The organism is Rothia terrae, from assembly GCF_014705925.2.
GTDB classification, from domain to species: Bacteria; Actinomycetota; Actinomycetes; order Actinomycetales; family Micrococcaceae; genus Rothia; species Rothia terrae.
In genome coordinates this window covers 2,398,681-2,423,940 of sequence record NZ_CP061539.1, presented here as the reverse complement: position 1 = coordinate 2,423,940, position 25,260 = coordinate 2,398,681, and the positions used below count along the sequence as shown (strand labels likewise).

General features: G+C 55.2%; 18 protein-coding genes and 1 tRNA gene. 5 read left to right on the top strand and 14 right to left on the bottom strand.

Translation table 11 applies throughout. The annotated features are described in order from the left end of the window. Position 1 precedes the first annotated feature (1 nt). The 3 genes from IDM49_RS11000 to IDM49_RS10990 all read right to left on the bottom strand — a co-directional run bounded on the left by IDM49_RS11000 (position 2) and on the right by IDM49_RS10990 (position 2,001). Complete coding sequence (locus tag IDM49_RS11000; protein ID WP_168615483.1) at positions 2 to 502, bottom strand: FHA domain-containing protein FhaB/FipA; 501 nt, start codon at positions 500 to 502, stop codon at positions 2 to 4. Between the two features lie 3 nt (positions 503 to 505). Beyond that, positions 506 to 1,426: an FhaA domain-containing protein gene (locus IDM49_RS10995; RefSeq protein WP_190724538.1), complete on the bottom strand. Its 921-nt coding sequence runs from the start codon at positions 1,424 to 1,426 to the stop codon at positions 506 to 508. 275 nt (positions 1,427 to 1,701) lie between these two features. Next, the gene (locus IDM49_RS10990; protein WP_168615481.1) at positions 1,702 to 2,001 is read right to left on the bottom strand and encodes a YrhK family protein; all 300 of its coding nucleotides are present in this window, start codon (positions 1,999 to 2,001) and stop codon (positions 1,702 to 1,704) included. 170 nt (positions 2,002 to 2,171) lie between these two features. Here IDM49_RS10990 and IDM49_RS10985 point away from each other — a divergent pair. Next, positions 2,172 to 2,255, top strand: a tRNA-Leu gene (locus IDM49_RS10985). A 230-nt stretch (positions 2,256 to 2,485) separates the two neighbouring features. Here IDM49_RS10985 and IDM49_RS10980 read toward each other — a convergent pair. Then, positions 2,486 to 3,085 (bottom strand): hypothetical protein, encoded by a 600-nt coding sequence (locus IDM49_RS10980; RefSeq protein WP_168615480.1) that lies wholly within the window; start codon positions 3,083 to 3,085, stop codon positions 2,486 to 2,488. 195 nt (positions 3,086 to 3,280) lie between these two features. Further along, a complete protein-coding gene (locus IDM49_RS10975) occupies positions 3,281 to 3,535 on the bottom strand; it encodes a PLDc N-terminal domain-containing protein (RefSeq protein ID WP_168615479.1) in 255 nt (84 codons plus the stop codon). Between the two features lie 317 nt (positions 3,536 to 3,852). Here IDM49_RS10975 and IDM49_RS10970 point away from each other — a divergent pair, with 317 nt between their 5' ends. Continuing rightward, positions 3,853 to 4,785, top strand: a complete 933-nt coding sequence (locus tag IDM49_RS10970) for a PDDEXK family nuclease (protein ID WP_190724537.1) — start codon at positions 3,853 to 3,855, stop codon at positions 4,783 to 4,785. Between the two features lie 112 nt (positions 4,786 to 4,897). On the opposite strand, the gene IDM49_RS10965 is transcribed toward IDM49_RS10970, so the two are convergent. The 6 genes from IDM49_RS10965 to IDM49_RS10940 all read right to left on the bottom strand — a co-directional run bounded on the left by IDM49_RS10965 (position 4,898) and on the right by IDM49_RS10940 (position 14,553). Then, on the bottom strand, positions 4,898 to 6,343 hold the full coding sequence (locus IDM49_RS10965) for a TIGR01777 family oxidoreductase (RefSeq protein WP_190724536.1): 1,446 nt from the start codon (positions 6,341 to 6,343) through the stop codon (positions 4,898 to 4,900). A 234-nt stretch (positions 6,344 to 6,577) separates the two neighbouring features. Continuing rightward, positions 6,578 to 9,085 carry an S-layer homology domain-containing protein gene (locus tag IDM49_RS10960; protein WP_190724535.1) on the bottom strand — a complete coding sequence of 836 codons (2,508 nt, stop codon included), beginning with the start codon at positions 9,083 to 9,085 and terminating at the stop codon, positions 6,578 to 6,580. A gap of 244 nt (positions 9,086 to 9,329) precedes the next feature. Further along, positions 9,330 to 11,024, bottom strand: a complete 1,695-nt coding sequence (locus IDM49_RS10955) for an LGFP repeat-containing protein (RefSeq protein WP_190724534.1) — start codon at positions 11,022 to 11,024, stop codon at positions 9,330 to 9,332. Positions 11,025 to 11,469: 445 nt separating this feature from the next. Further along, positions 11,470 to 13,035 carry an alanine/glycine:cation symporter family protein gene (locus IDM49_RS10950; RefSeq protein WP_190724533.1) on the bottom strand — a complete coding sequence of 522 codons (1,566 nt, stop codon included), beginning with the start codon at positions 13,033 to 13,035 and terminating at the stop codon, positions 11,470 to 11,472. 322 nt (positions 13,036 to 13,357) lie between these two features. Beyond that, on the bottom strand, positions 13,358 to 13,903 hold the full coding sequence (locus IDM49_RS10945; protein ID WP_190724532.1) for a DUF2127 domain-containing protein: 546 nt from the start codon (positions 13,901 to 13,903) through the stop codon (positions 13,358 to 13,360). Further along, positions 13,903 to 14,553 carry a phosphatase PAP2 family protein gene (locus IDM49_RS10940; RefSeq protein ID WP_190724531.1) on the bottom strand — a complete coding sequence of 217 codons (651 nt, stop codon included), beginning with the start codon at positions 14,551 to 14,553 and terminating at the stop codon, positions 13,903 to 13,905. Before IDM49_RS10940 ends, IDM49_RS10945 begins: the two co-directional genes overlap by 1 nt. Before the next feature lie 242 nt (positions 14,554 to 14,795). Between IDM49_RS10940 and IDM49_RS10935 the strand changes: the two genes are divergently transcribed. Together IDM49_RS10935 and IDM49_RS10930 are read left to right on the top strand one after the other, a co-directional pair. Continuing rightward, entirely contained in the window at positions 14,796 to 16,469 is a 1,674-nt protein-coding gene (locus IDM49_RS10935) for an alpha-keto acid decarboxylase family protein (RefSeq protein ID WP_190724530.1), read from the top strand. Positions 16,470 to 16,830: 361 nt separating this feature from the next. After that, positions 16,831 to 18,279, top strand: coding sequence for an NAD(P)H-binding protein (locus IDM49_RS10930; protein WP_190724529.1), 1,449 nt, complete (start codon positions 16,831 to 16,833; stop codon positions 18,277 to 18,279). 1,313 nt (positions 18,280 to 19,592) lie between these two features. Here IDM49_RS10930 and IDM49_RS10925 read toward each other — a convergent pair. Continuing rightward, complete coding sequence (locus IDM49_RS10925; RefSeq protein WP_193836656.1) at positions 19,593 to 19,898, bottom strand: hypothetical protein; 306 nt, start codon at positions 19,896 to 19,898, stop codon at positions 19,593 to 19,595. 245 nt (positions 19,899 to 20,143) lie between these two features. Between IDM49_RS10925 and IDM49_RS10920 the strand changes: the two genes are divergently transcribed. Beyond that, positions 20,144 to 20,920: a transposase family protein gene (locus IDM49_RS10920; protein ID WP_190724528.1), complete on the top strand. Its 777-nt coding sequence runs from the start codon at positions 20,144 to 20,146 to the stop codon at positions 20,918 to 20,920. Positions 20,921 to 21,095: 175 nt separating this feature from the next. Here IDM49_RS10920 and IDM49_RS10915 read toward each other — a convergent pair whose 3' ends face one another. Both IDM49_RS10915 and lysX read right to left on the bottom strand, forming a co-directional pair. Next, a complete protein-coding gene (locus tag IDM49_RS10915) occupies positions 21,096 to 21,779 on the bottom strand; it encodes a hypothetical protein (protein ID WP_190724527.1) in 684 nt (227 codons plus the stop codon). 85 nt (positions 21,780 to 21,864) lie between these two features. Then, positions 21,865 to 25,155: a bifunctional lysylphosphatidylglycerol synthetase/lysine--tRNA ligase LysX gene (lysX, locus tag IDM49_RS10910; protein ID WP_190724526.1), complete on the bottom strand. Its 3,291-nt coding sequence runs from the start codon at positions 25,153 to 25,155 to the stop codon at positions 21,865 to 21,867. Positions 25,156 to 25,260 lie beyond the last annotated feature (105 nt).

Genomic DNA, 25,260 nt, shown 5'->3' with positions numbered 1-25,260 from the left:
GCTAGGCTCTTAGCTGCATGGTGGTTCGGCCCACGCGGAAGTCCGTGCCCACCTCAAGCACGGTGGCGCGGGTTAGGCGGTTGCCATTCACAAAGGTGCCGTTGGTTGAACCGAGGTCCTCTAAGAACCAGCGTGAACCCTGCGGGAACAAGCGCGCGTGATGGCCGGAGGCGTAATCGTCTTCAAGGGACACTTCAATATCGTTAGCGCGTCCCATGGTGATCGGCTCATCGCCCAAACGCATCACAGCACCTGCCTGCGCACCATCGGTAATTACCAACTGTGATGCACGCGCCGGCGGCGGTGCCACCGGAGTCGGTGAGGACGTCGGAGCCCCAGCCTGCGCACCGGGCTGAGCACCAGCATCCGCACTGCGAGCAGCACGAAGGTTACGACCAATACCCAGATCACGACGAGACGCCGCCATAACCATAAAAACAAACAGCCACAGCAGCGCTAAAAACGCAAAACGCAGCAGCGTTACGGTAATTTCAGATGCCATGACTTAGCTCCTTGGAACCATCAAACGAAAAACAATACGGGCGCGACCCATCGTGATAACGGTGCCACTGGTAATCTCACGACGCCCCTGCAGGCGCTGACCATCAACGTAGCTACCGTTCGTTGAGCCAAGATCAACGGCGAGGTACACGCCGTCCTGCTCAACAATTTCAAGGTGACGACGCGAAACACCGGTGTCTTCAACGGTGATATCGGCGCCGCGTCCGCGACCAAGAACAACGGGGAAAGAATTAATGGAGTACTTTTGCCCGTTGATATCGAGAACAGGCTGAGCCTTCGGCTTGGGTGCCTCGAATGCTGGGGCAGAATAACCCGGCTCCGGGTAGGGCATACGCGTTTGCTGATGCGCGGTAGAAGATGCGCCTGCAGAAGCTCCTGCGCCGTGGCGTCGCGGCGGGCTCGCTACCGTGGGTTTGGTGATGCGCGTGGGCAACTGCTCGTGGGCAGGCTCAGCGCGGTAAGCCGGTGCGGGTTCTACATCGTGAGGTGCCGGTGGCTGAGTAGCAGACTGAGCGGCGGCCTCCTGCGAAGGTGCAGCAATCTTCTCTTGTGAAGAATTGACAATGAACTCACCGGGTTCAAGATCATCGCCCACCATAAACGTCACGCGAACTGAGCCGCGCAGAGAATACGCCTGCGCGCGGGCATGGCGGATAGCAACATCGCACAGCTCTTCAGCCAGCGGAGCACCCCACCCCTGAACGCGCGGAAAATCCTGCGCCGTGAACTCAACAGTAAAAACATTGGGGGCAATCGTGCGTCCAGAAGGAATAGCGTAAGCACGATCATCCATTTCAGTGCGCATACGATTAGCAATATCGACAGGCTCAAACTGCCCACCCTTATTAAAAGTGGAGCGTACGGCTTTCTCTAAACCCTGTTCGATTTTGGTGATGAAACCCATGACACCTCCTTACAGTTGACCTATCGCTCGCTTGCATACCCTCGCCGCAACCGCTCATTCTTTGTTCGCGGTAACGGGCGAAAAATCTACCTTACGGGCAACTCATGAGGCTTTCATGAGCAAAACCTGAGTGCTTGCTTTATGAATAAAACGCGCGCATCAAGGCAGAAACATATGCATACTACTTCTCTAGTTTAGTAGAAAACCTGTAAAAACCCTGAGGTGAGGGGGCGGATGCGGCGGTTTTTGGCTCAGCGCGGCGGGTTGTTGACGGGCTAGTAATCAAAGGAGCTTTCATGCGGGGCGCGCACTGAAGGATGCTGCGCGCGCACCTTCTGCAGGTGAAAACGGCGGGTGATACGAATGCACGGGCGAATAAGCATCAGCACAGAACCAATAACAAATAGCCAGGTGCCCTCGTAGGTGGTGCTCTCAGAGAAGAACAGGATAGAACCCACCAAAAAGATGACGCCAATCAGAATGTCATTCAGAATCGACAGGGTTTCGTAGCGGTCGCGAATTGTCAGCTCGTCGTGGCCGATGGTGAGCGTGAGGTCGTGAGATTTTTCAGTCATGACCTCTATAGTTCCACACGATAGTAAACAGACTGATAAAAGGTAGGACGCGGGCGCGTGGGGCGGCTCCTTGTGATCTAGTGCACACGCATCCTAAATGGACTTTTTGCGCATGCTTTGTGTATAGTAGTCTTCGTTGCTCAACGAGCTCACGCTCGAAAGGGCCGCTTGCGCAAGTGGCGGAATTGGCAGACGCGCTGGCTTCAGGTGCCAGTGATCGCAAGATCGTGGGGGTTCAAGTCCCCCCTTGCGCACGAGGTAAGAACCCCCGGTTACTTCAGGTAACCGGGGGTTCTTTTTGTTTAACCATCTACGGGTTACGGGGGGGCTACTGCGACTACTGCCGCCGAGATCCTGATTTATCGACGAAATCCTGTTTTAAATCAGGATTTCGTCGATAAATCAGGATCTTGAGGGGGTGGTGCAGAGGGACGGTCCTTGCTTTCTAGCCGCTCGAAGTGTCAACCACCAAAAGAGGGAAGTCTTAGAAGCCACCAGGACCACCAGGACCTCCGAAGCCACCACTGCCGGGACCGCCGAAACCTCCGCGACCGCGTCCCTCTCCAAAACCACCGCCGGGAATATCATCGCGAGGACGACCTCCCCCAAAGTTGCCTAACTGACCACCGAAGGTACCACCAAAATTACCTGGCATAGTGTTACCCACAAGCCCTCCGCCGCTGAACAAGCCACGGCGTCCGCCGCTAAAGATGCGACTCAGAAGCCCCGCGCGTCCACCCACGCCATCACCGCCGGTGAGAGTGCTCCACACCGCAGAACCAACAAAGCCTGCTGCAAGAGAAGCCAACACCGTCCCGCCGCTACCCAGCCCATTGCTGAAAACGCCACTCAACGCCCCCGGCGACTTCATCTCGAGCCGAGTAGCTGCCTTCGCCAATGAAGAAGACGAACTGTCTTGAGGGGTTTCACCACCACGGGCAAGCGCAGCCAGAACTTGCTGTCGCTCCTCAGCGCTCATCGACGCAAAAGCTTCCTCATGAGCTTTTTCGATATTCTGCGGGCTGGCAGTTGAAAGAAGGTACTGGTATCGGTCTAATGCATTGTTGCTATTAGCAGTGGTCATGTCAGGCATCCTCTCTTGCGCTGTATGTATTACAAAATTAGCTAAGAGATGTATGCGACAACTTTCATCAACCTGTGTGACTCCTGTGCAAGATTCTCACCCGCATAGTGGTTTGGATGGCGGTTCTTTACAAGGTATGGCCACGTTGCGTCTTTTAGGAAGTTTTCGCTGATTAGAAGTGTTAGTTCTGCTTCCTTAATTTGCCGGATGCGCGTGCTCGGCCGGTTGGGTAGCGTCCTGTTGCGCGTATTTCTTTTCCATGCGCATCTTAGAAATCCAGGCGATAGGGCCGAAAATAGGCAGCGCTAAGGCGAGCAGAAGCCACACGAGCTTCTCGGTCTGATTGATGTGCGGGTTCTTGTGAATTGTGAACACACAGTACAGCGCCAGCACCACACCCAGCACAAACACAACCGTAAATAGCACCTGAAAAACCAGCGAAAGATCCATGCCTACCAGTGTACGGGGATGCGTCCGTGGTTACCTGCATGAGCCAGGAGTTGCTTGCGTCCGCGCTGCCTGCCTCATGCGCGTCCTAATATGCGCCGAGATCCTGATTAATCGACGAAATCCTGATTTAAAACAGGATCTCGTCGATTAATCAGGATCTCGGCGGCGGAAGCGGCGGCGGAAGGAGAAAGCAGAGCAACAGTTTTACAGGGCAAACCTGCCGTCAATTGTGGACACACGCCCCTGTGGATGACACGGATGTCCACATTTAACCTCGTCTCCCGCAAATATCCGCATTTTCTGCGACTATAGGGCGCATGAGAACCACCAAAGAACTTTACGACTATGCGCACTCCACCCAAGAACTGCTGGAGCGCGGCCACTCAACGCGGAGCATCAAAAATCGTGCGGATGCGGGTGAGCTCGTTACCCTGTGCCGCGGCGGCTACTGTGAGCGGCACCTGTGGGAGGGTGCCAATCCTAAAGAGAAAGCCATTCTGAATGCCGTGGCTACCCACAAAACATTGTCGGAGAAAGTTGTCTTTTCCCACGAGACAGCGGCGGTAGTACAAGGGCTTGCCACGCTTGATGTCCCGCGCGAGACGCACATTGTTGGGCGTCGCATCCATGGAGAAAAGCAGGGGCTGCGGCGCCACTACCACGACGCGTTTCAGGGTAAGAGCACCCCTGTTGCGGGCACGCCGATGCTGGCTCTGCCACCAGAGCTGACGGTGCTTTCGTGCGCGACCTCGCAAAGCGTGCAGTCTGCGCTGGTCACGGCAGAATCAGCTGTTTACAGTGCCGGGGTGCCTTATGACGATCTGCGCACTGTACTCCTTGAATCTAAAGGACGCGGATGCAGAACCGCCCGCCGGGTAGGCCAGTTAATGAGCCCGCTTTCGGAGTCGGCGGGGGGGGAAACGCTCGTACGCTTTGCCCTCCTAGATGAGGCGTTGCCCGAGCTGGTGCAACAGTACGAAATTAGCGTTGCCGGGCGCATATATCGCGTGGATTTTGCTCTTCCTGAGCTGGGAATCATCATCGAGTTCGACGGCGCGCTGAAATACACCGACTACGGGCCGGCTGACCAGGTGATTCTGCGTGAGCGTCAGCGCGAAAAAGACCTGCAAAATGCGGGATGGTACGTGATTCGCGTGGGCTGGGGTGACGTGTACCCGCGTCCTCACCGCCTGCTCGCGATGGTGCGCGATGCGGTAGAGAGGCGCAGTCGCGCACCCAGAGTTGCTTAACGCGCACTGCTTACCTAGACATCCGTCAAGATCCTGATTAATCGACGAAATCCTGATTTAAAACAGGATTTCGTCGATTAATCAGGATCTCGGCGGAAATAGAATACAGAAACTATCCCAGCGCGTGCTTCAGGGCGCCGCTGAGCTGGTCGTCAAAGAAGACGTACCCGCTCTTCACTAGTTTTTCGTTAGACACAAATTGGTCTGCCAGTGCCAGCTGGTCGGTGCCCTCTTTGCCCAGCAACGCATCGGACGCGACCCTCGGCGCGCGCATCAGCGCCGGGCGCTTGAGCGTCTGACCTACCAGGCGCGCAACTTTCTTTGCGCTCGACGGTGATGAGGCGACAGCGTTGACCGGTCCCTCCACCGAGTCGCGCAGTACGGCATGCACGTAGATGCCGGCGATGTCATCCAGCGAAATCCACGACTGGATGTTGTCGCCCTTGCCGATGGTTCCGCCGGTTCCACTCAAAAACAGCGGCATCTGCAGTTTCAAGAAACCGCCCAGCGGGGTGAGCACAATACCGGTGCGCACATGAACGACGCGAACACCCGCCTCGCGTGCGGGGTCGGCGGCTGCCTCCCATTTCTGGCAGACCTCAGCGAGGAAGTCGTTACCCGCTACTGAGTCTTCGCGTAGGGTTTCGCCGGTGCGGTCGGCGCCGTAGTAACCGATGGCTGATGCCACCACGAAAGTTTTCGGGCCTTTCCCGGCGCCCTGCAAACGCTGGATAGTGCGCGCCAGCAGCCCGGTGGATGTAGTGCGTGATTCGAGAATTTTCTTCTTGTTTTTCTCGTTGAATCGCGTGTTGATGGACGCGCCGCCCAGGTGGATGACGGCGTCCGCACCAATGAGCGCGGTTTCGTCGATCTCGCCCTTATCGGGGTTCCACGCGTACTCGTTGTCGCCTTCGGGGTTGCGGCGCACTAGGGTGCGCACGGTGTGGCCGCCGGTGGTGAGTAAGGCTGAAACCTGCTGGCCCACCATGCCTGATGCGCCTGCGATGACGATGGTTTTCGGCGCGATGTCCGCGTAGCGTGCTTGGAAGTCAAGGTCGGCTTCGATGCGTCGGGCGCGGTCGGCGAAGACTTTTTCGAGGTGGCGTGCTGCCACCTTGGATGCGACGATTTCGGTGCCGCCGCGCACGTTGCCGGCGAATTCGAGGGCGCCTGAGTTCTTCTCGATGGCGCGTGATTTTAGGTCTTCGCCGCCTGCAACGGTGAATTCGATGTCATCGCGAATAACGGTCTGGTTGGCGGTGCCCAAGAATTTGTGGGTGTGCTTCCAAGTGCTGAGTGGGCCTTCCAGCATGATGTCGGAAAAACCGGAGTCGTGGACGTCCGTGATGAGTGCCGTCCATGAGCGATTGGCTAGGCCTTTTGAGCCGGGAATCGCCATTTTGAGCTTAGCTTGGACTCCCTCTTCAACGCCTTTGTCTGATTCGACGGAGCCTGACCACGGGGGAGTGGCGCGGGTGAGCGCGCCTTTGCGCATGTGCCACGCAGCGACGGTTTCTACCGGGTGCTTATAGGTGGAGGTATGTGAGAACGTGCCCATGAGAGCTCCTTGTCAAAACAGCGGTGCTGGTTTCAGCGTTTCTCTCAACCTAGCAGGGCTAGTGTGAAACGTGGCTCACCACACCGCAAAAAGTTAGTTTTACATACTATATGACGGTTGGGGCAGGTATAACATCACGTTCGTCGGTGCAAAAACAATGCGCAAAAAGGCCCTGACCCGCACCCTTCGGTGCTTGTCAGAGCCTTTTATTGTGGGCTTCTACTTGAGAGCCTCCTAGAACTTCACGCCGTTCTGGTCAGCACGGTAGAAGAACGCTGCGGATACTTCACGTGTTACGTCCGCACCGGGGCGGAAAGTACCATCAGCCCAGCCTGTGGAGAGCTTGCTGGATGACATCCACGCGATTTCCTTGTAAAAAACGTCGGAAGTTGAGACGTCCTTAAAGGGAGAGTTCGCCGGTGCCTGGAATTCAGGTGAGCCGGCTGCGCGGTAGAAGAACGCTGCAGCAACTTCGCGGCTAACAGGCTCTGCGGGGCGGAAAGTACCATCACTCCATCCGTTAGCGATTCCTTCGTGGTGCATCCACGCAATCTCCTTGTAGAAGGGGTCGGTGGTAGCGACGTCCTTGAAGGGCGAAACAGCTGGTGCCTGGAACTCCGGTGAGCCTGCTGCGCGGTAGAAGAACGCTGCCATGACCTCACGACTGGTAGAAACCCATGGACGGAATGTGCCATCTTCCCAGCCGGCGGTGATGCCGCGTTGCTGCATCCAGGTGATTTCGTTGTAGAACAGTGAGCCTGCTGGAACATCGGGGAACGCAACACCCTTCTTGCCGCCCACCGCCACCGTTACGTGCGTCTCGGTGCCGGTTGCCGCGTCCTTGAGGGTAACAACGTGCTGACCTGCAGAAACCTTACCCGCCAGCGGAACATCAACCTTAGCGGTGCCGCCCTCAACGGACGCGGTACCCAGCTCAACGCCGTCCACCGAAACGCTCAGCTTCTCAACGGCAGGTGCCTTGAAAGAATCAACGTTCAGTTCGGACGCGGTGAAAGTCAGGTTGCCGTTCGCATCGTACGAATCAGCCACGTCAGAAATCTTCACTGCCTGCTTGTTAAAGCGCGGTGAAATGGTGCCCTCGCCCTTCAGGTAGGACTGGAAAGCGTCTGAATCAACGAGTGCGGTGTCTTTTGCATCCATACCCTGTGACAGCGTGCGGAAGTTATCTCCGCCGCCGAGCAAGAATGACGGAATGGCGACGGTAATCTGCTGATCATCGGTGACCTTCTTACCGTCAATGAAGATTTCATCGATGTTGTTGTTCAGCGTTGCGTGGCCGCTCGCATCGCGGGCACCGGTAAAGGTGTAGCTGACGTTGGACGAAAGGCCCAGCTGCAGGTATGCGCGTGAGGTCTGCGCGCCGTCCGCGGTGGTCTGCCACTGCTCCTCAAGAACCTGCTTAAGCTGCGCGCCGGTCAACGTGGTAGTCCACAGGTTGTTTGCAAACGGGGTGACATTCAGCGCCTGAGCCACGGTCACATCGCTAACAGCGGTATCCAGCGAAGTGCGCAAGCCGCCCGGGAACTCATCGCGCAAACCACCGGGGTTCACAATGCCAATATCAGCCGGGGTGCGACCGGTTGAATTAGCCGCTGACAAGTACATATCAGCTACCAGGTGACCCATCGTTGACTCGCGGTCCCGCTGATCAAAACCACCGCGGTTAGCCGCCTGCGCAGAATCCCAGCCCGTAGTAATCGGCGCGGTCAGACCAGCCAGTTTCTGCTGACCAACCTCGGTTGCGTGCGCATTCGCGTCGTCAAGAATCTTCTGAGCCTTCGCCAAAACAGGGTCAGCCGCTACCTTCTCGGGCGCGGGAACAGCCTCACGCTTAACCAGCTCATTAGTGTATGAAACCACGTTGTTATCGGCATCCAAGGTCAACACGATTTTGCCCAGATTATCGCCGTAGTTACCGGTCTGAATCACGGGACGAGTCTTATTAGTGCCCGGAATCTTACCGTCCAACAGGTACTGCTGGTGCGTGTGACCGGTGAGAATAGCATCCACATTCGCGTTGGTCTTGGTGACCATGCCGTCCATCATCGCGTCGGATGCGCGTACGCCCTCATGGTACTCAGCCAGCACAACATCGGCTTCACCGTTATCGGGGTTGCCGTCAGAAAGCTGATCCGCGTACTTGTTCACCGCGTCCACGGGGTTCTGAAAATCCAAGGAGCTCAGCGCTGACGGGTCGGTCAGCTGCGGGGTTTCTTGCGTGACAGCGCCGATGACAGCTACCTTGGTGCCATCGGGCGCGTCCAAAATAACGTAGGGGTCAAGCGCAGGCTGGCCGGTGACGGTGTCAGTGACGTTCGCGCCGAGGTACGGGAAATCAGCGTGCGGTTCGATGCGGTTGATCAGGTCTGAGAAGCCGCGGTCGAACTCGTGGTTACCGGCTGCGGATGCCTGCAAACCCAAAGCATTCAAGTACTGCAAAGTGGGTTCGTCCGCCTGAACACTGGAGACAAACAGGGATGCACCCACATTGTCGCCCGCTGAAAGCAGAAGGGAATTGGGGTTTGCTGCGCGCTGATCCTGAATAGTCGCCGCAAGACCCATGCCAATGTCGTTGCTGATGCGACCGTGAAAGTCGTTGATGTTCAGAATCTGCAAGGTGCGGTTCTCGTCAGCTGCATGAGCCGGAGCGGTCAGAGGCACAACCAACAGCGCCAAAGCGGTTGCCGATGCCGCCGCTGTCTTTGAGAAACGTGAGGCCACGAGGGCTCCTATCGTTCAAGAATATGATTATGTGAGTGATTCCACTTCATACTGTAACCCCTGCAGGTAACGAAAAGGTTGCCAACGCGTAGCCACAAAAGAGCACCGCCCACTTTCCGTGGATTCGCGCTGTAATTTTCGCGTTTTTACAGCGCAAATCCACGGAAAGTGAGCGGTGAGTCAAACAAGTAGGGCGGGACGCGGGGCCCTCCGCCCCGCGTCCGCCCTCAGCTTGCTCGCGTCCTTACTTGGCGACCTTCACTCCTTCAGACTCACTCCAGGTGAGGTGAGTACCGTCGCTAAAACGCAAGTGAACCTTGCCGTCACCCTCAACGCGCTCGTCGTGAGTCGGGAAGCCCATACCGTCAATGAAACCGTGCTGCTTCCAGTACCAGTACAGCGCGCCCTTGGAATTAACCGTGTGCACGCCGGTACCCTCAGACCAGAAATAACCGGTCTCAACACCATTGGCATCGCGGAAGAACGCAGAAGCCCCGCCGCGAGCAGTCGCGGTTTCGTCGGCAATGGGGAACCCGTGCTTGTAGCCGTTAGCTACCCACAGCGCAGAAATCGCGCCGCGATCATTAAGAGAATGCGCGCCTGTGCCCTCAGACCAGTACACAGCGGTGCGGGTGCCGTTGCTGGGCTGATAGAAGACCTGCTTCGCACCGTTGTTATCTGCCGTTTCGTTCATGGTGGGATAGCCCCAACCGTAGGAGCGGGAATGATCGTTGAATGCGTGTCCAATGGCTCCATTCTCATACAGAGAATGAGTGCCGGTTTCAGGTGACCAGTACAGGGTGTATCGCTGTCCGTTGGATTTGGCGAATTGCTGGTAGGCCCCGCCGTTAGGGCCAGCAGCTTCATCAGTGGTCGGGAACCCAAAACCGTTTTCGTAACCGTTGACACGGTAGAGGTTACCGATACCGCCGGGCCACCAGACGGGGTGCGCTCCAGTATTTGGTGACCAGTAGATGGTGTAACGGTTGGAGAACTGTTGTCCGGCTCCGCCGTCAATGAGGGAGAATTCCCCGGTGGTTGGCTGGCCGTATTTACCAGCGGCACCCGAGTTGTAATACTTCTCGCCGATTGCGCCCTTGAGTCCGTAGCCTGACTGCTTCTTCACTCCTGCCTTATCGAGTGCCTGAGTCAAGATGGAGGGGAAATTGTACTGATAGTGGTTCACTCCCCATACCTCGTTAAACGAGCGATTCCAGTACCCTGAGGCCCCATAGGAGTCAAAGCCCTGTCGTCCAGCGTCATAAGCTGACCAGGTGGGCGGGTTAGTGATCCCAGCACGGTCGTTCGTGCCTTCCCACCACTGGAAATTCATGCGCTTTGCTGCGTCGTTGGGTGCAGTTTGCATACCGCGACTACCGCCACCGCCTACCATGATGGAGCCACCATTAGAGCGCCATGAGGTTTGATTGTCAGCACCGAGCTCGAAGGTTTCAAATTCAGCACCACCGGAGTAGCCGATGGTCCAGATATTATTGCGATCCGTGCCCGTTGCATTAATAAACCAGTTTGCGTACTCACGGAACCAGTCACCGTTGCGGCTTTGATCTTCCCACCAGGTAATTCCGTCGCCACCAGCATTTTTATCCGGTGAAATAACGGGAACAAAAACCATATTGCGAGAATTGGCCACATTTGCCATGCGGGCGAGGTCGCTATTTGCAGGGTTGTGAACCTTTGACTGGTAGTTGTAAAAGTAATCGCCATCCAAGTAGAAGACAACGCCTACAGGTAGGCTCCAGTCGATGTTATTTGCATAAACATGGTACTGAGAATAAACACCTGCAGAAGAGGTATAGCCACGGAAAGTTCCGTTAGAGGTAGACGCGTTAGCTGCGGGAGCTGCTGAAAATAAGGATGCTGCGATGGTTGCGGACGCGAGTGAGCCAGTCAGGAATTTCTTCCAGGAGAGGTTTTTCATGGGGGATATTGAATTTTCTGTGAATATGAGGGGCAAAACGAGTGCGGTGAATTCTCGTGAATAACCCCTTAAATATATTCTTTTAATGCGCAGAAATGCTTATATTTCGCATTATTTATTTTTTAAAAACAAATTTTGTAGATTTACGCTGTAATTTTCGTGTTTTTACAGCGCAAATCCACGAAAAGTTCGGGCGATTCGTTATTCGCATACAAAAGCGCCCCGCCTCTCGTATATGAGAAGCGGGGCGCTACGATGAGGAGCCTCTTTCATAAGAGGCCTCCCGGAGACAAGCGTAGCGAGCGGCAAACTGGCTGGGGCTGGCATGAATCGCCTAGTGAGCGAAGCGAACCCGGTGAGAAGGATTGTTTGCCCCCGCTACGCTTGCGCCAGCAATTTATCCCCTATGACTAAGTCTTAGGAGCGTCCTTACCCGCGCTAGAAACTAGCTGCGGCGGCTGTCGCGTGCCTGCTGCTTAGCTTCTTTAGCTTCAACAATCTGCAGGGCACGAGTTTCCCAGAACTCGTTGGATGCGATTTCATCGCGGCCATCCCATGCAGCGAGGTTAGCTTCGGGTAGGTCTTCGCGGTGGAAGACGGGTTCCTTGCCAGCCTTGCGCTGAGCTTCGTAGTTCTTGAGAACCTTGATGACCTTGGGCATCAAGAGCATCACAGCGGTCAGGTTAACAACAACCATGCCAGCGTTCAGAAGGTCCGCGGTGTTCCACAGCAGGTTCAGTGACGCGATAGCGCCGAAGAACACGAAGAAGAGAACGATCACGCGGAAGATGAACATCGGTACGCGGCTCTCGGTCACAAAGCGGATGTTTGATTCACCGTAGTAGTAGTTACCGATGATGGACGAGAACGCGAACAGGGTAATTGCGATGGACAGGAAGTGAACAGCCCAGCCGCCGAGTTCTGATGCCAGAGCGGTCTGGGTGAGTGATGCGCCCTGCGCTTCAACACCGTACTCGGGCTTGTAGATGAGAACAACGAAAGCGGTGATGGAGCAAATTAAGATGGTGTCGAAGTAAACGCCCAGTGACTGCACGAAACCCTGCTTAGCGGGGTGTGAAACCACAGCGGTCGCGCCAGCGTTGGGAGCGGTACCCATACCGGCTTCGTTAGAGAGCAGGCCACGCTTCATGCCCCAGAGCAGTGCGCCCATGAGGCCGCCAACACCGAATTCACGAATGCCGAATGCGCCCTGAACGATTTCAACGATCATGCCGGGGATTGCACCGATGTTGAGGATAACAACCAGCAAGCCCAGGCCGACGTAGAGAACAGCCATGACGGGAACAAGCCACTCGGTGACGGATGAGATGGTGCGGATGCCGCCGAAGATGATAGCTGCGGTCAGCGCCATGATGATAACGCCAACGAGCAGGCGGTAGCCCATGCCGTTGGTGCCGGTGACGTCAACACCGAATGAGGTGGAGGTCGCGTCGACAATAGCGTTGGTCTGCACAGCAACGAATACGAATGCGTAAGTAACAACGATGAATGCCACGAAGATCAGGCCGAGCCATTTAGCGTTCAGTCCGCGCTTCATGTAGTACGCCGGGCCGCCGATGTATGAGTCCTTGCCGCGCTCCTTGTAGAGCTGGCCGAGCAGGGACTCAGCGAATGCGCTCGCCGCGCCCACGGATGCGATAACCCACATCCAGAACACAGCGCCGGGGCCGCCCATGGTGATTGCGATAGCTACACCCGCGATGTTGCCGGTGCCCACGCGGGATGCTGCTGAAACGGTGAACGCGCGGAAAGCTGAAATGCCCTTAGAGCCGTCTTGCTCGGTGCCTGCGGGGTCTTTCAGGGTGCGGAACATTTCGCCTAGACCGCGGAACTGAATGCCGCGCGTCCAGATGGTAATAATCAAACCAACGATGATCAGGGCCGCAAAGAGAAAGTAGGTCCAGATGGTGTTGGTGATATTCAAAATGACGTCGGATGCGCCGGCGGTGGTTGAGTTCAACCACTCAATCGCGCCCAAAATAGCGTCCATAGATGTGCTCCATATCTGCTTGAAACCACGCCGAAAAGCGCAGAAAAATCCTGCGCGTAATTTTTTCAGTGTTGCTTCGCTGCAAAGAAATAAGGAGGGGCGTAACGCGCCGATGATGTGTGAGCGCACCCCGTGAAATCGACACGTATGCCGACAATAGTCCGTTTTATTGTCACAGTCGGGAGCGAAATAAGCAATTTGGGCGCGTGAGTAAAGCCTGAATTTTAGGGCTTAAGTGATGAGGCGCACGCTAAGCGGTGGGCGGGTGTGCAAAGGGTGGGCTCCTCGGCAAAACTGCTTGTTTTACCGAAGAACCTGCCCGTTAGTGATTTCTTTTGGCTCGCTTCCACTCGTGCAGGGTGAGGAAGACGATGAAGACGTCGAAAACTGTCAGGGCAACCATTATGAGTGACCCGCCGGTTGCGATGTCGAAGATCTGATAGCCCGTGAAAATGGTGAGGATGCCGAGCATCCACGGGTACGCCCACAGTTTATTTTTCAGGACTGCCCACACAAGCACGATTTTGGTGAGGGCGTGGATTAAAAGGTAAACGGTAGCGAACCACGGGGTGTGCTGGCTGAGGACGCTGCCTTCATGGAGTACCTGCGCGCTGGTAATGATGTCGGTGTCTTGAAAAATTTCAGAGTTCGCTATTTTTTGTGCGGCTAGCGTCCACCACCCTGGCGGGGTGAAGAAGAGTACCGCAGCTGACATGAATTCCCCGATACCGACTAGCAGCTTGACCCACAGGCTGACGCGAAAGAACCTGTATAAAAACCGTTCGGTGCGGCTTTCTAAGTTCTTTCCCCGAGGTGAGTGTTGCGCTACTGCGGGCTGTGATGGCGCGTGGTGAATGGAGGGAACCATTAGATTTCTTTCTTTTTACCTAACAATAGAGCACTGAGAATGAGCGTGGTGCCGAATCCTACGAGGGAGCCTGCGGCGGTGTCGCTGAACCAGTGAACGCCCAAGTAGAGGCGGGATCCTGCGACGGCGGCGATGATAGCTGCACTGATGATCCAAGTGAGGACGCGGGTGCTGCGGCGTGCGGTGAGGAGGGTCAGTACGATCGCGGTGGAGACCAATAGCGCGGTAGTGCCGGTGACGTGGCCTGAGGGAAAGCTGAAGTCGGTTTCGTTGACGAGGTGGTCAACCAGCGGCGGGCGGCTGCGGTGAAAAATGGATTTGAAGGTGTAGGTAATAGCTGCAGATGCCGCTACCGAACCGCATACCAGCGCCGCGTAGCGCCAGTGACGCGTCGTAAACCAAAGCACTGCGCTGACGAGGAGTGACAGCAAAATGGTGCCCGCCGGGTCAAAGATGGTGGAAATGAAGGTTAGTACCGAGGTTGCGGTGTCTGAGCGACGTGCCAGAAAGTCGTTGAGTACGTCGGTGTCTTCTGCGGTGATGAGTGAGTTTTTGAGGGCAAAACCCAGCCCCGTGACAATGAGAAGGCAGAGTGCGCCGATGCTGATGAGAAGTTTGGGGGAGCGAAGGAGTTTTGCTGTTGCGTTCATATTTTTATAGTGCGCCCTGTGAAAGCTGTGAACGCTGAGTTTTTCTTAAGTGCAAGAAATGTGTCTTCTGTGAAAAAGCTGAATGCGTTAGCGCGCGTATAAATTGCGGGTAAAGGTGGGTATTTCTGCTCCGTACCGCGCGTCACACCCACCGTGTATGATGTGTTAGCGACCACATTTGTGGATGCGGGTGGGCTGCACATCTTGCCCGCACACACCTCTCACTTTTCAAAGGAACAAGCATGACTTACAACGTTGGCAATTACCTTCTCGACCGCCTGGTAGAACTGGGCGTCACCGATGTTTTTGGCGTCCCCGGCGACTTTAACCTGGGCTTTCTCGACGACGTTCTAGAGCACGAGAAGCTCGAGTGGGTGGGTAACATGAACGAGCTGAATGCTGGTTATGCGGCGGACGGCTACGCACGCGTGCGCGGTCTTGGCGCGCTGGTGACCACCTACGGGGTTGGTGAGCTGTCATCTATTAACGCAACCGCGGGTTCCTACGCAGAGAATGTGCCCGTTATCCATATTGTGGGTGCACCGTCCTCAGCTGCGCAGAACTCGCACCTGCGCGTGCATCACACCCTCGGCGACGGCGACTTCAAGCACTTTATTCGCATGGCAGACGAGGTCAACGTTTCAACCGCGATTTTGCAACCTGCCACCGCACCGTTCGATATTGACCGCGTCCTTCGCGATGCCGTCGTGCACAACAAGCCCGGCTACCTGATGCTGTCCGCCGATGTTGCCAGCGCAGAAATTGACCCGCCCACCGGCCCTCTTGAAGTGAAGCTCGCAATCTCAACCAACGCAGCGAAAACAGCTTTCAAAAAAGCCGCCACCGAGTTCCTGCGCGGCAAGAAAACCTCCATTCTGGCGGACTACATGACCGCGCGTTTGCAGGCGACTGATAATCTGCAGCGCCTGATTGATGCCACAGATTTTCCCTACTGCACCCTGATGGGCGCGAAGGCTCTCATCGATGAGAATAATAAGCAGTTCGCCGGTCTTTACCTGGGTACTCTGACCGCCGATGAAACCCGCACCGTCATTGAGGACGCCGAGGCAATCATCCTCTCGGCCGTCGCCTTCACCGATACCAACACCGTGGGCTTCTCGCACAAAGTTGATATGCACAAGGCCATCAACCTGGGCGCAGAGTCGGCAACCATCGGCCGTGAAACCTTCGCGCCGCTGGCGCTGAGCGATGCACTGGATATCCTCACCGAGGTTGCAGTAGAAGCTGACGCACAGCCCATGGACTTCACACCCTTCACCCGCGAGGTTGAGCAGCCTGCCGCATCCGATGATGCACTGACTCAGAACCAGTTGTGGGACGTTGTTGCCTCTAACCTGGACGAGCTCAACACCGTCGTGGTTGAAATGGGAACCTCATTCTTTGGTATGGCATCGCGCGGTTTCCCCAAGGACGCCCGCTTTATTGGTGCGCCCCTATGGGGTTCGATTGGCTACACCCTGCCCGCTCTTCTGGGTGCGGCGGTGGCTGATCGTGATTCTCGCGGCGTGCTCTTTATCGGTGACGGCTCGGCGCAGCTGACCATCCAGGAACTCGCCACCGTGGTGCGTCGGGGCCTCAACCCCGTGATTTTCTTGATTAATAACGACGGTTACACCATTGAGCGCGCTATCCACGGCAAGAAGCTCTCCTACAACGACATCGCTCCTATGGACTGGCAGAAGGTGCCCGCCGCCTTTGGCGCAACCGACGAGAACACCGTGGTTCTGCGCGCGTCCACCGTCAATGAGCTACTGGATGCTTGCGCGGTTGCTCAGCGGGAAAAAGACAAGATGATCTTCATTGAGGTCATCACCGATAAGGACGATATGCCGGAGACCCTGCGCAAGTTTGGTGCAATGGCGGCAGCGGCAAACAAGCTGGTGGAAAAAGAATAAGCTGGGCGAAGCGGGTGCGAGCTAGCGAGCCCATAGAGACCCTCGACCAGGAAGCTCACCAATTACCTTGCCCACGCAATGAGTGGTTGGGATTAGATTATTAATACTCGAGAGGGGCTAGTCGAGGATTTTCCGAGTGAGCGAGGAAGCGAAAATCCTCGGGTAGAAAGCTGTTCGTCGTGGACTTGCTTTGTGTTGTATGGGTATCGAGCAGATCACCTATCCGTGAGAGGAGAGCAATGGGACATTTTTCGCCGCAGAAACGTCCCATTGCTCCCCTCTCGCATCGTGCATAGTTTACTCTTGACCTTAGACAGACTACTGATGAGTTCTGCACCAACACTGCGGTAAGGCGGTAAACATGAAAATCCTTTTGACGGGCGCATCCGGTTATATTGGCGGCAACCTGCTCAAAGAGCTGAAGAAAAACCACGAGGTTATCGCGGTTTCACGCAGTACTAAGAACAAGGAAAACGAAGAAAACGTTACCTGGGTTGCTGCGGATCTCTTCGCACCTGAAGATAATGAACGCGTCATGAAAGACATTGACCTGGCGGTTTATCTGGTTCACTCCATGCAGCCGCAGGCAAAGCTGACGCAAGCCAAGTTCGAAGACATGGACGCGCTCCTTGCTGATAACTTCGCGCGAGCAGCGGCGAACAACGGCGTCAAGCGCATTGTGTACTTGAGCGGTATCGTCCCCGATGATGAAAAGCTTTCGCGTCACCTTGCCAGCCGTCTAGAGTGCGAGAAGATTCTTGGTTCTTTCGGTGTTCCCGTGACTACCTTGCGTGCCGGTTTGATTGTGGGGCCGAAGGGTTCGTCCTTCCCGATTCTGCAGTCACTGGTAGAGCGTCTGCCCGGTCTGGTGCTGCCCTCCTGGGCGTATAACCGTACGCACCCGGTGGCTTTGCGCGACCTCATCGACGGTCTGCTCGCAGTGATTGAGCGCGAAGACCTCGGCCAGCAGTCCATTGACATTGGTGGGCCTGAAGAAATGAACTACCGCGAGCTCTTTGAAGAAACCGCAGAAGTTCTGGGCAAGAAGCTGCCCATGGTGGATCTGCCGATTATTCCCGTCTGGCTCTCTAAGGCGTGGGTCGCCCTCATTAGCGGTAAGCCGATTGAGATGGTCGGTCCGCTGCTCGATAGCCTGGTGCACGACATGGTGATTACTCCCGAACATACCGTAGAGGGAATTACTAATGCGCCCACGCCTTTTAAGGAAAGCGTGCGACTGGCTACCGAAAACCAAGACTCACTGGGCTACACGCTGCCCAGCTTCTCACTTCCTTTGAAGAAGGACGTTGAGAACCCTAAGAACGATGTGAAGTCCATTCAACGCGTCACTATTCCCGAGCACTGGTCGGTGCAGCACACCGCGAGCTACTACCTGCAGTGGCTCTCACGATCGAGCCTGAAAATCGTGGGTACCAGCGTCAACGACAATCACGCTGAGATTCGCCTGCCTATTCTCAAGGACCCGATTCTTACCCTCGACTACTCACCTGAGCGTTCACGTGAGGACGCGGTTACCTACATGATTAGTGGCGGACGCCTGGCGCGTGTTCAGGAGGGCGGACGCGCTCGCTTGGTCTTCCGTCGTGTGCTGGATGAAAGCCGCGTCATTATCGCTATTCATGAGTACGAGCCTGCACTGCCGTGGTTTATCTACACTCTGACGCAGGCGCGAGTGCACCTTATCGTGATGACTGTCTTTGGTTATGAGACAGCGGCGCTTGCAAAGTTTTACAAGTTGCGTGAGAAGCTTGGCGCTCGCAAGGCACAGGGTAGGCATGTAGTGGCTTAGGGTTTTTGAGAACCCGAGAGGGGCTAGTCGTGGCGGATGCGAGCTAGCGAGCATGCAAGAGCCACGGCTAGAAATCCCGCCAACCAACTAGCCCACCAAATCATAAAGAACGCGCAGTTCCTTAGTACGCGAAAGGGGAGGGATGTACCGTTTTTAGCTTAAAAACGGTACATCCCTCCCCTCTCGCGCGTTAGGCTCGCTAGGTAACCAGCACCAGGTGCACCACCACATCCACAATCAGCCCCAGCGCTGCCAGCGTGCACGCTACGGGGATTAGGACGCCAATCACCGGGTAGCATGATCGCGCGCAACCCTGACTAGCGGACTCCTCGGACGGGGCGTAGGGGCACTTTTTGAATAAAACGATGAGGTGCCTTCATCTGAAGATGAAAGCATCTCATCAAAATTTTTCTGACCGTAGATTCTATGAATACAGCTTCTAACGTCTCTTACTTATATCTAGAAAATTAATTACAGCAATTATTGCTGCAGTCAGAAACATACATATTCCAGCAATTCCTAAAAATCCTGGTCTGCCTATAAGGGATATGCCAATTAGACCAATCACTATACCAGTCATAGCAATTGCATAATTGTTTTGTTAAATCCGTCCAATATCTTCACCTTTCTACAGTGGGAAAGTTGTAGGTGCTTACATACCACAGGTTGTGCCGGTGTCTCTCCCCCCCCCACTCCAACACTAGTACTGGGGCGAGGCCCCCGTGGCAGGGCATCATTGATGTCTCTTTGGGAGTTGAAGCGGAGTCATCGTCTTTTACCAAGATGGTAAAAAATCTACTGAAAATGAATTATAAAAGTGTGTCTCTGAAATTTCAGAGACACACTACGGTAAATACTTTATTTTTTCACAGGTTAGAGAGTTAGGATAATTTTATTTTCTTTTTTCATTAGAATCATCAGGGAAAAATAAAATAAGAACCCCAAGTATGGAGTATACTGCAGCGAAGTCACATAAAAACAGTAATCGCATCTGGTTTAAAAATCTTGGCTATTGATCTATCGCCATTAAGCGCTCTATTGGATAAATTATATTCGGTTACATAAAACGTATCTCCAAGTTGATGGAGATGTCTTTTGTTAATAAATTTTCTTAGGGTTTCCTATTTTCAGAGTTATAGTTATCATGAATATTTTGATCTCGTGCTTTACCATAACCGTAGAAACCGAAAATCATTCCTAAGCCAAATAGTGCAGTTCCGATAATGCTTAACCTGCCTAGGTATCCCTCAATTCCTAAAAGAATAAACCCCGATATGCAAAATATTGCAGAATAAGTCATTGGTGATATTTTATTAAACACAATAATATATATTTCTCTTAATTAATAGGGATGTTGACTTCTCCACCATCGGATTACCATAACGATCATTCAAACCGTGTGTGCATACAAAGGTACCCTCTTTAGAAGACTGCTGAGCAATCAACTGCTTCTGAGTCATACCCGCAAAAGTGTTCGTCGTAGTATTCGCCCCTTCCTTCAAGGTCGAACTCACATTCTGGTTCACCGTGTGATGGGTCAGGAGCCCCTGTTGCAGTGAGGCGCTTGCCTCTAGCGCCGCTAGCGGTGCTGCGGTGAGGGTGGCTCTGCGTGTAAGCATGAAGGTTTCTTTCTTGTAGATGTTGCTTATGCAACATCTTGAAAATACACCTGTGAGCGGGTTTTCTAACGCTTGAAATGTTTTATGTTGTTTTATGACGAATATTTTATTGTTATCGTTTTAATGAGGCTTATTCAAAAGTAAGAGCACACCCCACACCCACCAACTAGACAACGGCCCCACCAGCGGCAAAAATATGAGCGTTAAATCTCTACAAATAACCTCAAGCCATACCGGAAGAACCGTTGCAACACCAGCGTACAACCGGCCTCACCGCCACGCAATTCACCACGCTCCTCACAGCCCTCACCCACCACCTCACCTGGGCAAAACCAAGCGGAAGACCACCAGCCCTCACCCAAACCCAAGCCCTCAAAATCACCTTGCTCTACCACCGCCACAACCTCACCGAAGAACTCCTCGCAGAACTTTTTACCGTCTCACAACCGACGGTTTCACGAGCTATCAACACCATTGAGAGGGCACTGGAGAAAATCCTCACCCCACTGAATCGCCCTCTGGGCGAAAGCCTCAAAGCACCAGGATCCTTGGTCATCGACGGAACCCTGATACCCACATGGAATTGGCGTTCACTAGGTAAAACAAACTTCTCAGGCAAGCATAAACGTGCTGGTTTCAACCACCAAGTTATCTGCACCCTAGGTGGTAGGCTCCTGGCAATTACCGACCCCTTACCCGGAGCGAGGCATGATGCTTACGCTTTTAGAGCCCATGGACTTGATCAGTTATTAGACTCTTCGACTCTGGCTGATAAGGGTTATGTTGGTCTGGGGTTAGCCACCCCGGTCAAGCGTAAGCCTGGACAGCGGTTTAATGCTGAAGTGAAGAGGAATAATCGGCTGCTCAATCGCCTGAGGTCAGTGGTGGAGCGGGTCATCGCTCACATTAAGACCTGGCGGGTTCTGCACATGGGTTTCAGACGGCCGTTGAGCTCGTATCAGCGGGTGTTCTCGGTAGTTCGCGGGTTGGTGTTTTTGGCGGCTGGTGGGACTTTTGAATAAGCCTCAATAGCGCTTTGGCTGGTGTGAATGCGCATTTCTGAATACTCAGTATGCGAAGCGTCGCAGGTAGACGCGGGCTAGCGAACGCGTAGGGCGTACGTGAGAGGAGCTAGACACGGTGCTTGCTCGCTAGCTCGCTCAGAAAACTGCTCGCCAGCCTCTCGCACTAGGCTCGCTAGGTAATCAGCACCAGGTGCACCACCACATCCACGATCAGCCCCAGCGCCGCCAGCGCGCACGCTGCGGGAATCAGGACGCCAACCACCGGACGAACCCGCGTCCACACCTTCTCAAGCCAGCGTGCGAAAGCGCCATGCTGCCCCAACGCCACCGCCACACACAGGGCAAACAGCGGAACCTGCGAAATGATCGCCCACAGGCTTAAACCCACCACCTGCACGGCAAAAGGCTGATGCGACGACAGCGCAACGGTGGCAACAAACGGTACATCGCTGGTCACCAGAGCAACAAACCCCAGCGCCACCACCATCAAACCCGCCGCGGTGCGGCTTTTCTCTTCTTTCTCGCGTCCGCGCTTGCGGTAAGAGATAACCGCGTACACCAGCAAACTGGCGGCAATCGCGAGCTTCAGGGCAACCGTCCACAACCCGGAGTGCAAAAGCACGTGCACAATCTCATGCCAGGGAATATCGCGGATGCGTTCGCCCACCACCTTAGACAGCACCAGCCCCCACACCGCCGTGCCGCCAATAAGCACCGCCCCAAAAGTCAGGACGCTAGCGCGCGGCTTGCGCACCGCGGGGTTGGCTAAGAACACCGCGGCAATCAGCGCAGGCGCGGGGTCAAAACCGCCGAGCGACAGCGGCAGGACGGTGAGCAGATAGTGGAAGGCGTCCATCGTTTTCTTTCTTGCCGCGAGAGGGGAGGGATGTACCGTTTTTTAGCCAAAAACGGCACATCCCTCCCCTCTCGCGCATCTAGTTTTACTCAGCAGGCTTGACGAATGGGAAAGCGAGCACACCGCGAATCTGGGTCTGCGTGAGTAGCATGACCAGGCGATCGACGCCGATGCCCAGACCACCCGTGGGCGGCAGACCGGTTTCGAGTGCGTAGAGGAAGTCCTCATCAATCTGCATGGCTTCAAGATCGCCAGCCGCTGCCTTGAGCGACTGTTCGGTCAGGCGCTTGCGCTGCTCGAGAGCGTCCGCCATTTCAGAATAGGCGGTGCCAATCTCCATACCGTTAATTACCAAGTCCCAACGCTCAACCAGGCCGGGCTTGCTACGATGCGGGCCGGCAAGCGGTGAGGTTTCAACAGGGAAGTCCGTGTAGAAAGTAGGTGCCACGGTGTGTGCTTCAACGAGCTCACCGTAGAGTTCCTCAATAACTGCGCCAGCACCCATGTCATCGCGCACGTGAATTTCATTCTCGCGGGCAAGACGCAGGAGCACCTCAAAGTCGGTATCCAGTGAAACCTCAAAACCCACGGCTTCTGAGAGCGCATCCAGCACACTGACCACGCGCCAGGGACCGGAGACATCTGTGAGCACGCGCTCGGTGCTGTTCTTCGCACCCAGCGGCAGTACCTCGTCGCCAAAGACCGCGTACGCCGCGTTCTTAATGAGCATCTCGGTGAGCAGGCGCATCGTCGTGTAATCCGCGTAGGGTTTATACGCCTCAAGTACCGTGAATTCTGGGTTGTGGGTTGCGTCCGCACCCTCGTTGCGGAAGTCGCGTCCTAACTCGTAAACAGAGCCCATTCCGCCCACCACTAGGCGCTTCAAATATAGCTCGGGGGCAATACGCAGGGTGAGGTCAGCACCGTAGGCGTTGATGAAGGTCTTGAACGGACGCGCCGACGCGCCACCGTGCACCGTGTTGAGGATCGGGGTCTCAACCTCGGTGAAACCGTCGGAATCCAGCGTCTTGCGAATAGAGGTAATGGTTGCCGAACGCACCTTCAAGTTTTGCACCTGATCGGTGTTCACCAACAGGTCGGTGGAACGGCGGCGCAGGCGGGACTCAGGATCGCTAAATTCATCAAACGGAATAGGATGCAACGACTTAGACGCCAACTGCCAGCCGCCAGCAATCAGCGAGGGTGTGCCGTTGCGCGAAGCCCCCAGGACGCCCGTGAACGCCGCAATATCACCGGTATCAAGGTTGCTAGTGAGCAGCGCGAACTCGGTGGCTCCCAGGGCGTCACGCTCACAGACCACCTGTGCGGTAGAAGTACCTTCAATCAACTGCGCAAAAGCAACACCGCCGTGCACGCGTACTGAACGCACGCGTCCTGCCACAGTGAGCTGCCGCTCTGGCCCGCCCACCGCTAAAAATTCAGCGAGCTCTTGCACGCCGAAACGTGCACGCAAACCCAGCGGGTAGGGGTTGTGCCCCGCCTCGCGCAACTGATTGAGATGGCGGATGCGATGGCGCGTCTGATCAGACCAGCGCGGTTCAAGATCGGCAGCTACGACGCGGCGACGCTCAATAGCGCGAATCTGCGCGATGGAATCATCATCGAGCACACGCATCGTGCGGTCTTGAGCAGACCACCACTGCGGCAAGAAGCCCTCGGCAATACCAGCCGCGATACCTACCTGCACCAGCGAAACCGTCGAATCGGTGCACAGGTAACGCGGCAACCACTCGGGCGCGAACTTCTGGTTGAACTTATACAGACGTTCCAACTGCAAGAAGCGGTCAAAAACGCCAAGAGTGCGCGATGCCAAACGGGTAGTGGGGCTAGCGCCAAAGTGCTCAGCGTTTTCAAAGATGCTACGGAACATCGCGAAGTTCAGCGACACCTTAGAAACGCCGAACTCCGGTGCGCCTTCCATGAGCTCAGCAACCATGAACTCCACAATGCCGTTGGGCGCATCGGGGGAGCGGCGCATAACATCCAGCGAAATACCCGTCTTACCCCAGGGCACAAACGAAAGCAGACCAACCATCTGGCCGGATGCATCGTGGGCAGCAACAAGAATTGAGCGAGCATCGGCAGGGTCGCCTAAGCGTCCTAACGCCATCGAGAAGCCGCGCTCGGTTTCACCGTGACGCCAGCTATCAGCATTAGCAACTAGTGACGACAGCTCTTCGGCGGAAAGATCCCCGTGATAACTCATAGTGACGCTGTAACCGCCCTTACGCACACGGTTCACCGCATGACGAACCTCGGTCAGCGAGGTGTTATTCAGGCTGAAACGGTCGGTGTAAAGCACAGCCTCATCACCCATCGACACCACGCTCAACCCGGCATTAGCGTAGGCACGCGCACCGTCCTCACTTACACTCAGCGCAGCGGGAACCCAACCGTACGTACGCGCGTTCTCCTTCCACTGCTCAATCGCATCGGCCCACGAACCCGGATTACCCACCGGATCACCGGATGCCAAACACACCGAATTAATGATGCGGTAAGACACTGCTGCCTGACGGTCAGTTGAGAAAATAAGAAGCTTCTCACGACGCGTCGCAAAGTACGACAGAGAATCCTGCCCACCAAAATCCTGCAAAAGGGAACGAAGCTCAACCTCGTGCGCAGGCGTCCAACTGTGATCGCTGTACGACTTCGCGGGCGACCGCAAGAACACGAAAGCTGACGCCAACAGCGTGATACCCAAAAGCGTCGATGCCACCTGCAACACCCAGTTGGCGTGCGGTGACGGCGGGCGGAAACCCGGATCAATGCCGATAGTGTGCAAGAAAACCTGAAGCTGCGGCAGACCCTGCGACTCAGACGCAAACCAAGTGAACACACCCGTAAGTACCACACCAGCCAGCAACACCAGCGCCGCACTCAACCACGCCGAACGGTGGATGCGAGCAGGAAAAGCCGGGCGCGCCCGCCACAAAAAGACCAGCGCAAACAGCGCAAAGAGCATAGAGAAAATATCAGCCAGCGGATTGCGGAAAGACAGCTCAGAGAAAAGTTTTGTGGGCACCGCAAAATTAATCAGCGCGGTCAGCGTACTAATACCCGCAAGAAAACCAATAACCTGAAAGAACATCACCGCGTACAAGCCAATGCGCTTACGACGAATCAGCGTAGAGGTAATGAGAAACAAAATCGCGGCAGACAACAGGGTATGCGTCACCGGCATATTCAGCAGGCTAAAACCAGCCTCCCACCACATGAAACCCCTGTGACCGCGTAGCGGCGACAACAACCACGCAAAAAATGAGATAAGAGTTCCAAGAGCATATAGCCCGATGGTAATTCTTGCGGTTCTCTCTCTACCTCGAGAGGTCTCTACCGGCGAAGGATGCTTCATGGTGCGGCTTTCAAAATGGGGAACTTAACAACCACATTATAGACCGTTCATAGGAACAGGGACACGGTTTTGTAGAGCCCCCGGCAACCCAACAGCATTCATACG

Coding starts and splice junctions, on each gene's coding strand:
- IDM49_RS10945 (WP_190724532.1), bottom strand. CDS start 13,903: ATGGTTCCCTCCATTCACCACGCGCCATCACAGCCCGCAGTAGCGCAA.
- IDM49_RS10995 (WP_190724538.1), bottom strand. CDS start 1,426: ATGGGTTTCATCACCAAAATCGAACAGGGTTTAGAGAAAGCCGTACGC.
- IDM49_RS10925 (WP_193836656.1), bottom strand. CDS start 19,898: ATGCTTACACGCAGAGCCACCCTCACCGCAGCACCGCTAGCGGCGCTA.
- IDM49_RS10990 (WP_168615481.1), bottom strand. CDS start 2,001: ATGACTGAAAAATCTCACGACCTCACGCTCACCATCGGCCACGACGAG.
- IDM49_RS10940 (WP_190724531.1), bottom strand. CDS start 14,553: ATGAACGCAACAGCAAAACTCCTTCGCTCCCCCAAACTTCTCATCAGC.
- IDM49_RS10950 (WP_190724533.1), bottom strand. CDS start 13,035: ATGGACGCTATTTTGGGCGCGATTGAGTGGTTGAACTCAACCACCGCC.
- IDM49_RS10975 (WP_168615479.1), bottom strand. CDS start 3,535: ATGGATCTTTCGCTGGTTTTTCAGGTGCTATTTACGGTTGTGTTTGTG.
- IDM49_RS10980 (WP_168615480.1), bottom strand. CDS start 3,085: ATGACCACTGCTAATAGCAACAATGCATTAGACCGATACCAGTACCTT.
- IDM49_RS10935 (WP_190724530.1), top strand. CDS start 14,796: ATGACTTACAACGTTGGCAATTACCTTCTCGACCGCCTGGTAGAACTG.
- IDM49_RS10915 (WP_190724527.1), bottom strand. CDS start 21,779: ATGGACGCCTTCCACTATCTGCTCACCGTCCTGCCGCTGTCGCTCGGC.
- IDM49_RS10955 (WP_190724534.1), bottom strand. CDS start 11,024: ATGAAAAACCTCTCCTGGAAGAAATTCCTGACTGGCTCACTCGCGTCC.
- IDM49_RS11000 (WP_168615483.1), bottom strand. CDS start 502: ATGGCATCTGAAATTACCGTAACGCTGCTGCGTTTTGCGTTTTTAGCG.
- IDM49_RS10930 (WP_190724529.1), top strand. CDS start 16,831: ATGAAAATCCTTTTGACGGGCGCATCCGGTTATATTGGCGGCAACCTG.
- IDM49_RS10970 (WP_190724537.1), top strand. CDS start 3,853: ATGAGAACCACCAAAGAACTTTACGACTATGCGCACTCCACCCAAGAA.
- IDM49_RS10965 (WP_190724536.1), bottom strand. CDS start 6,343: ATGGGCACGTTCTCACATACCTCCACCTATAAGCACCCGGTAGAAACC.
- lysX (WP_190724526.1), bottom strand. CDS start 25,155: ATGAAGCATCCTTCGCCGGTAGAGACCTCTCGAGGTAGAGAGAGAACC.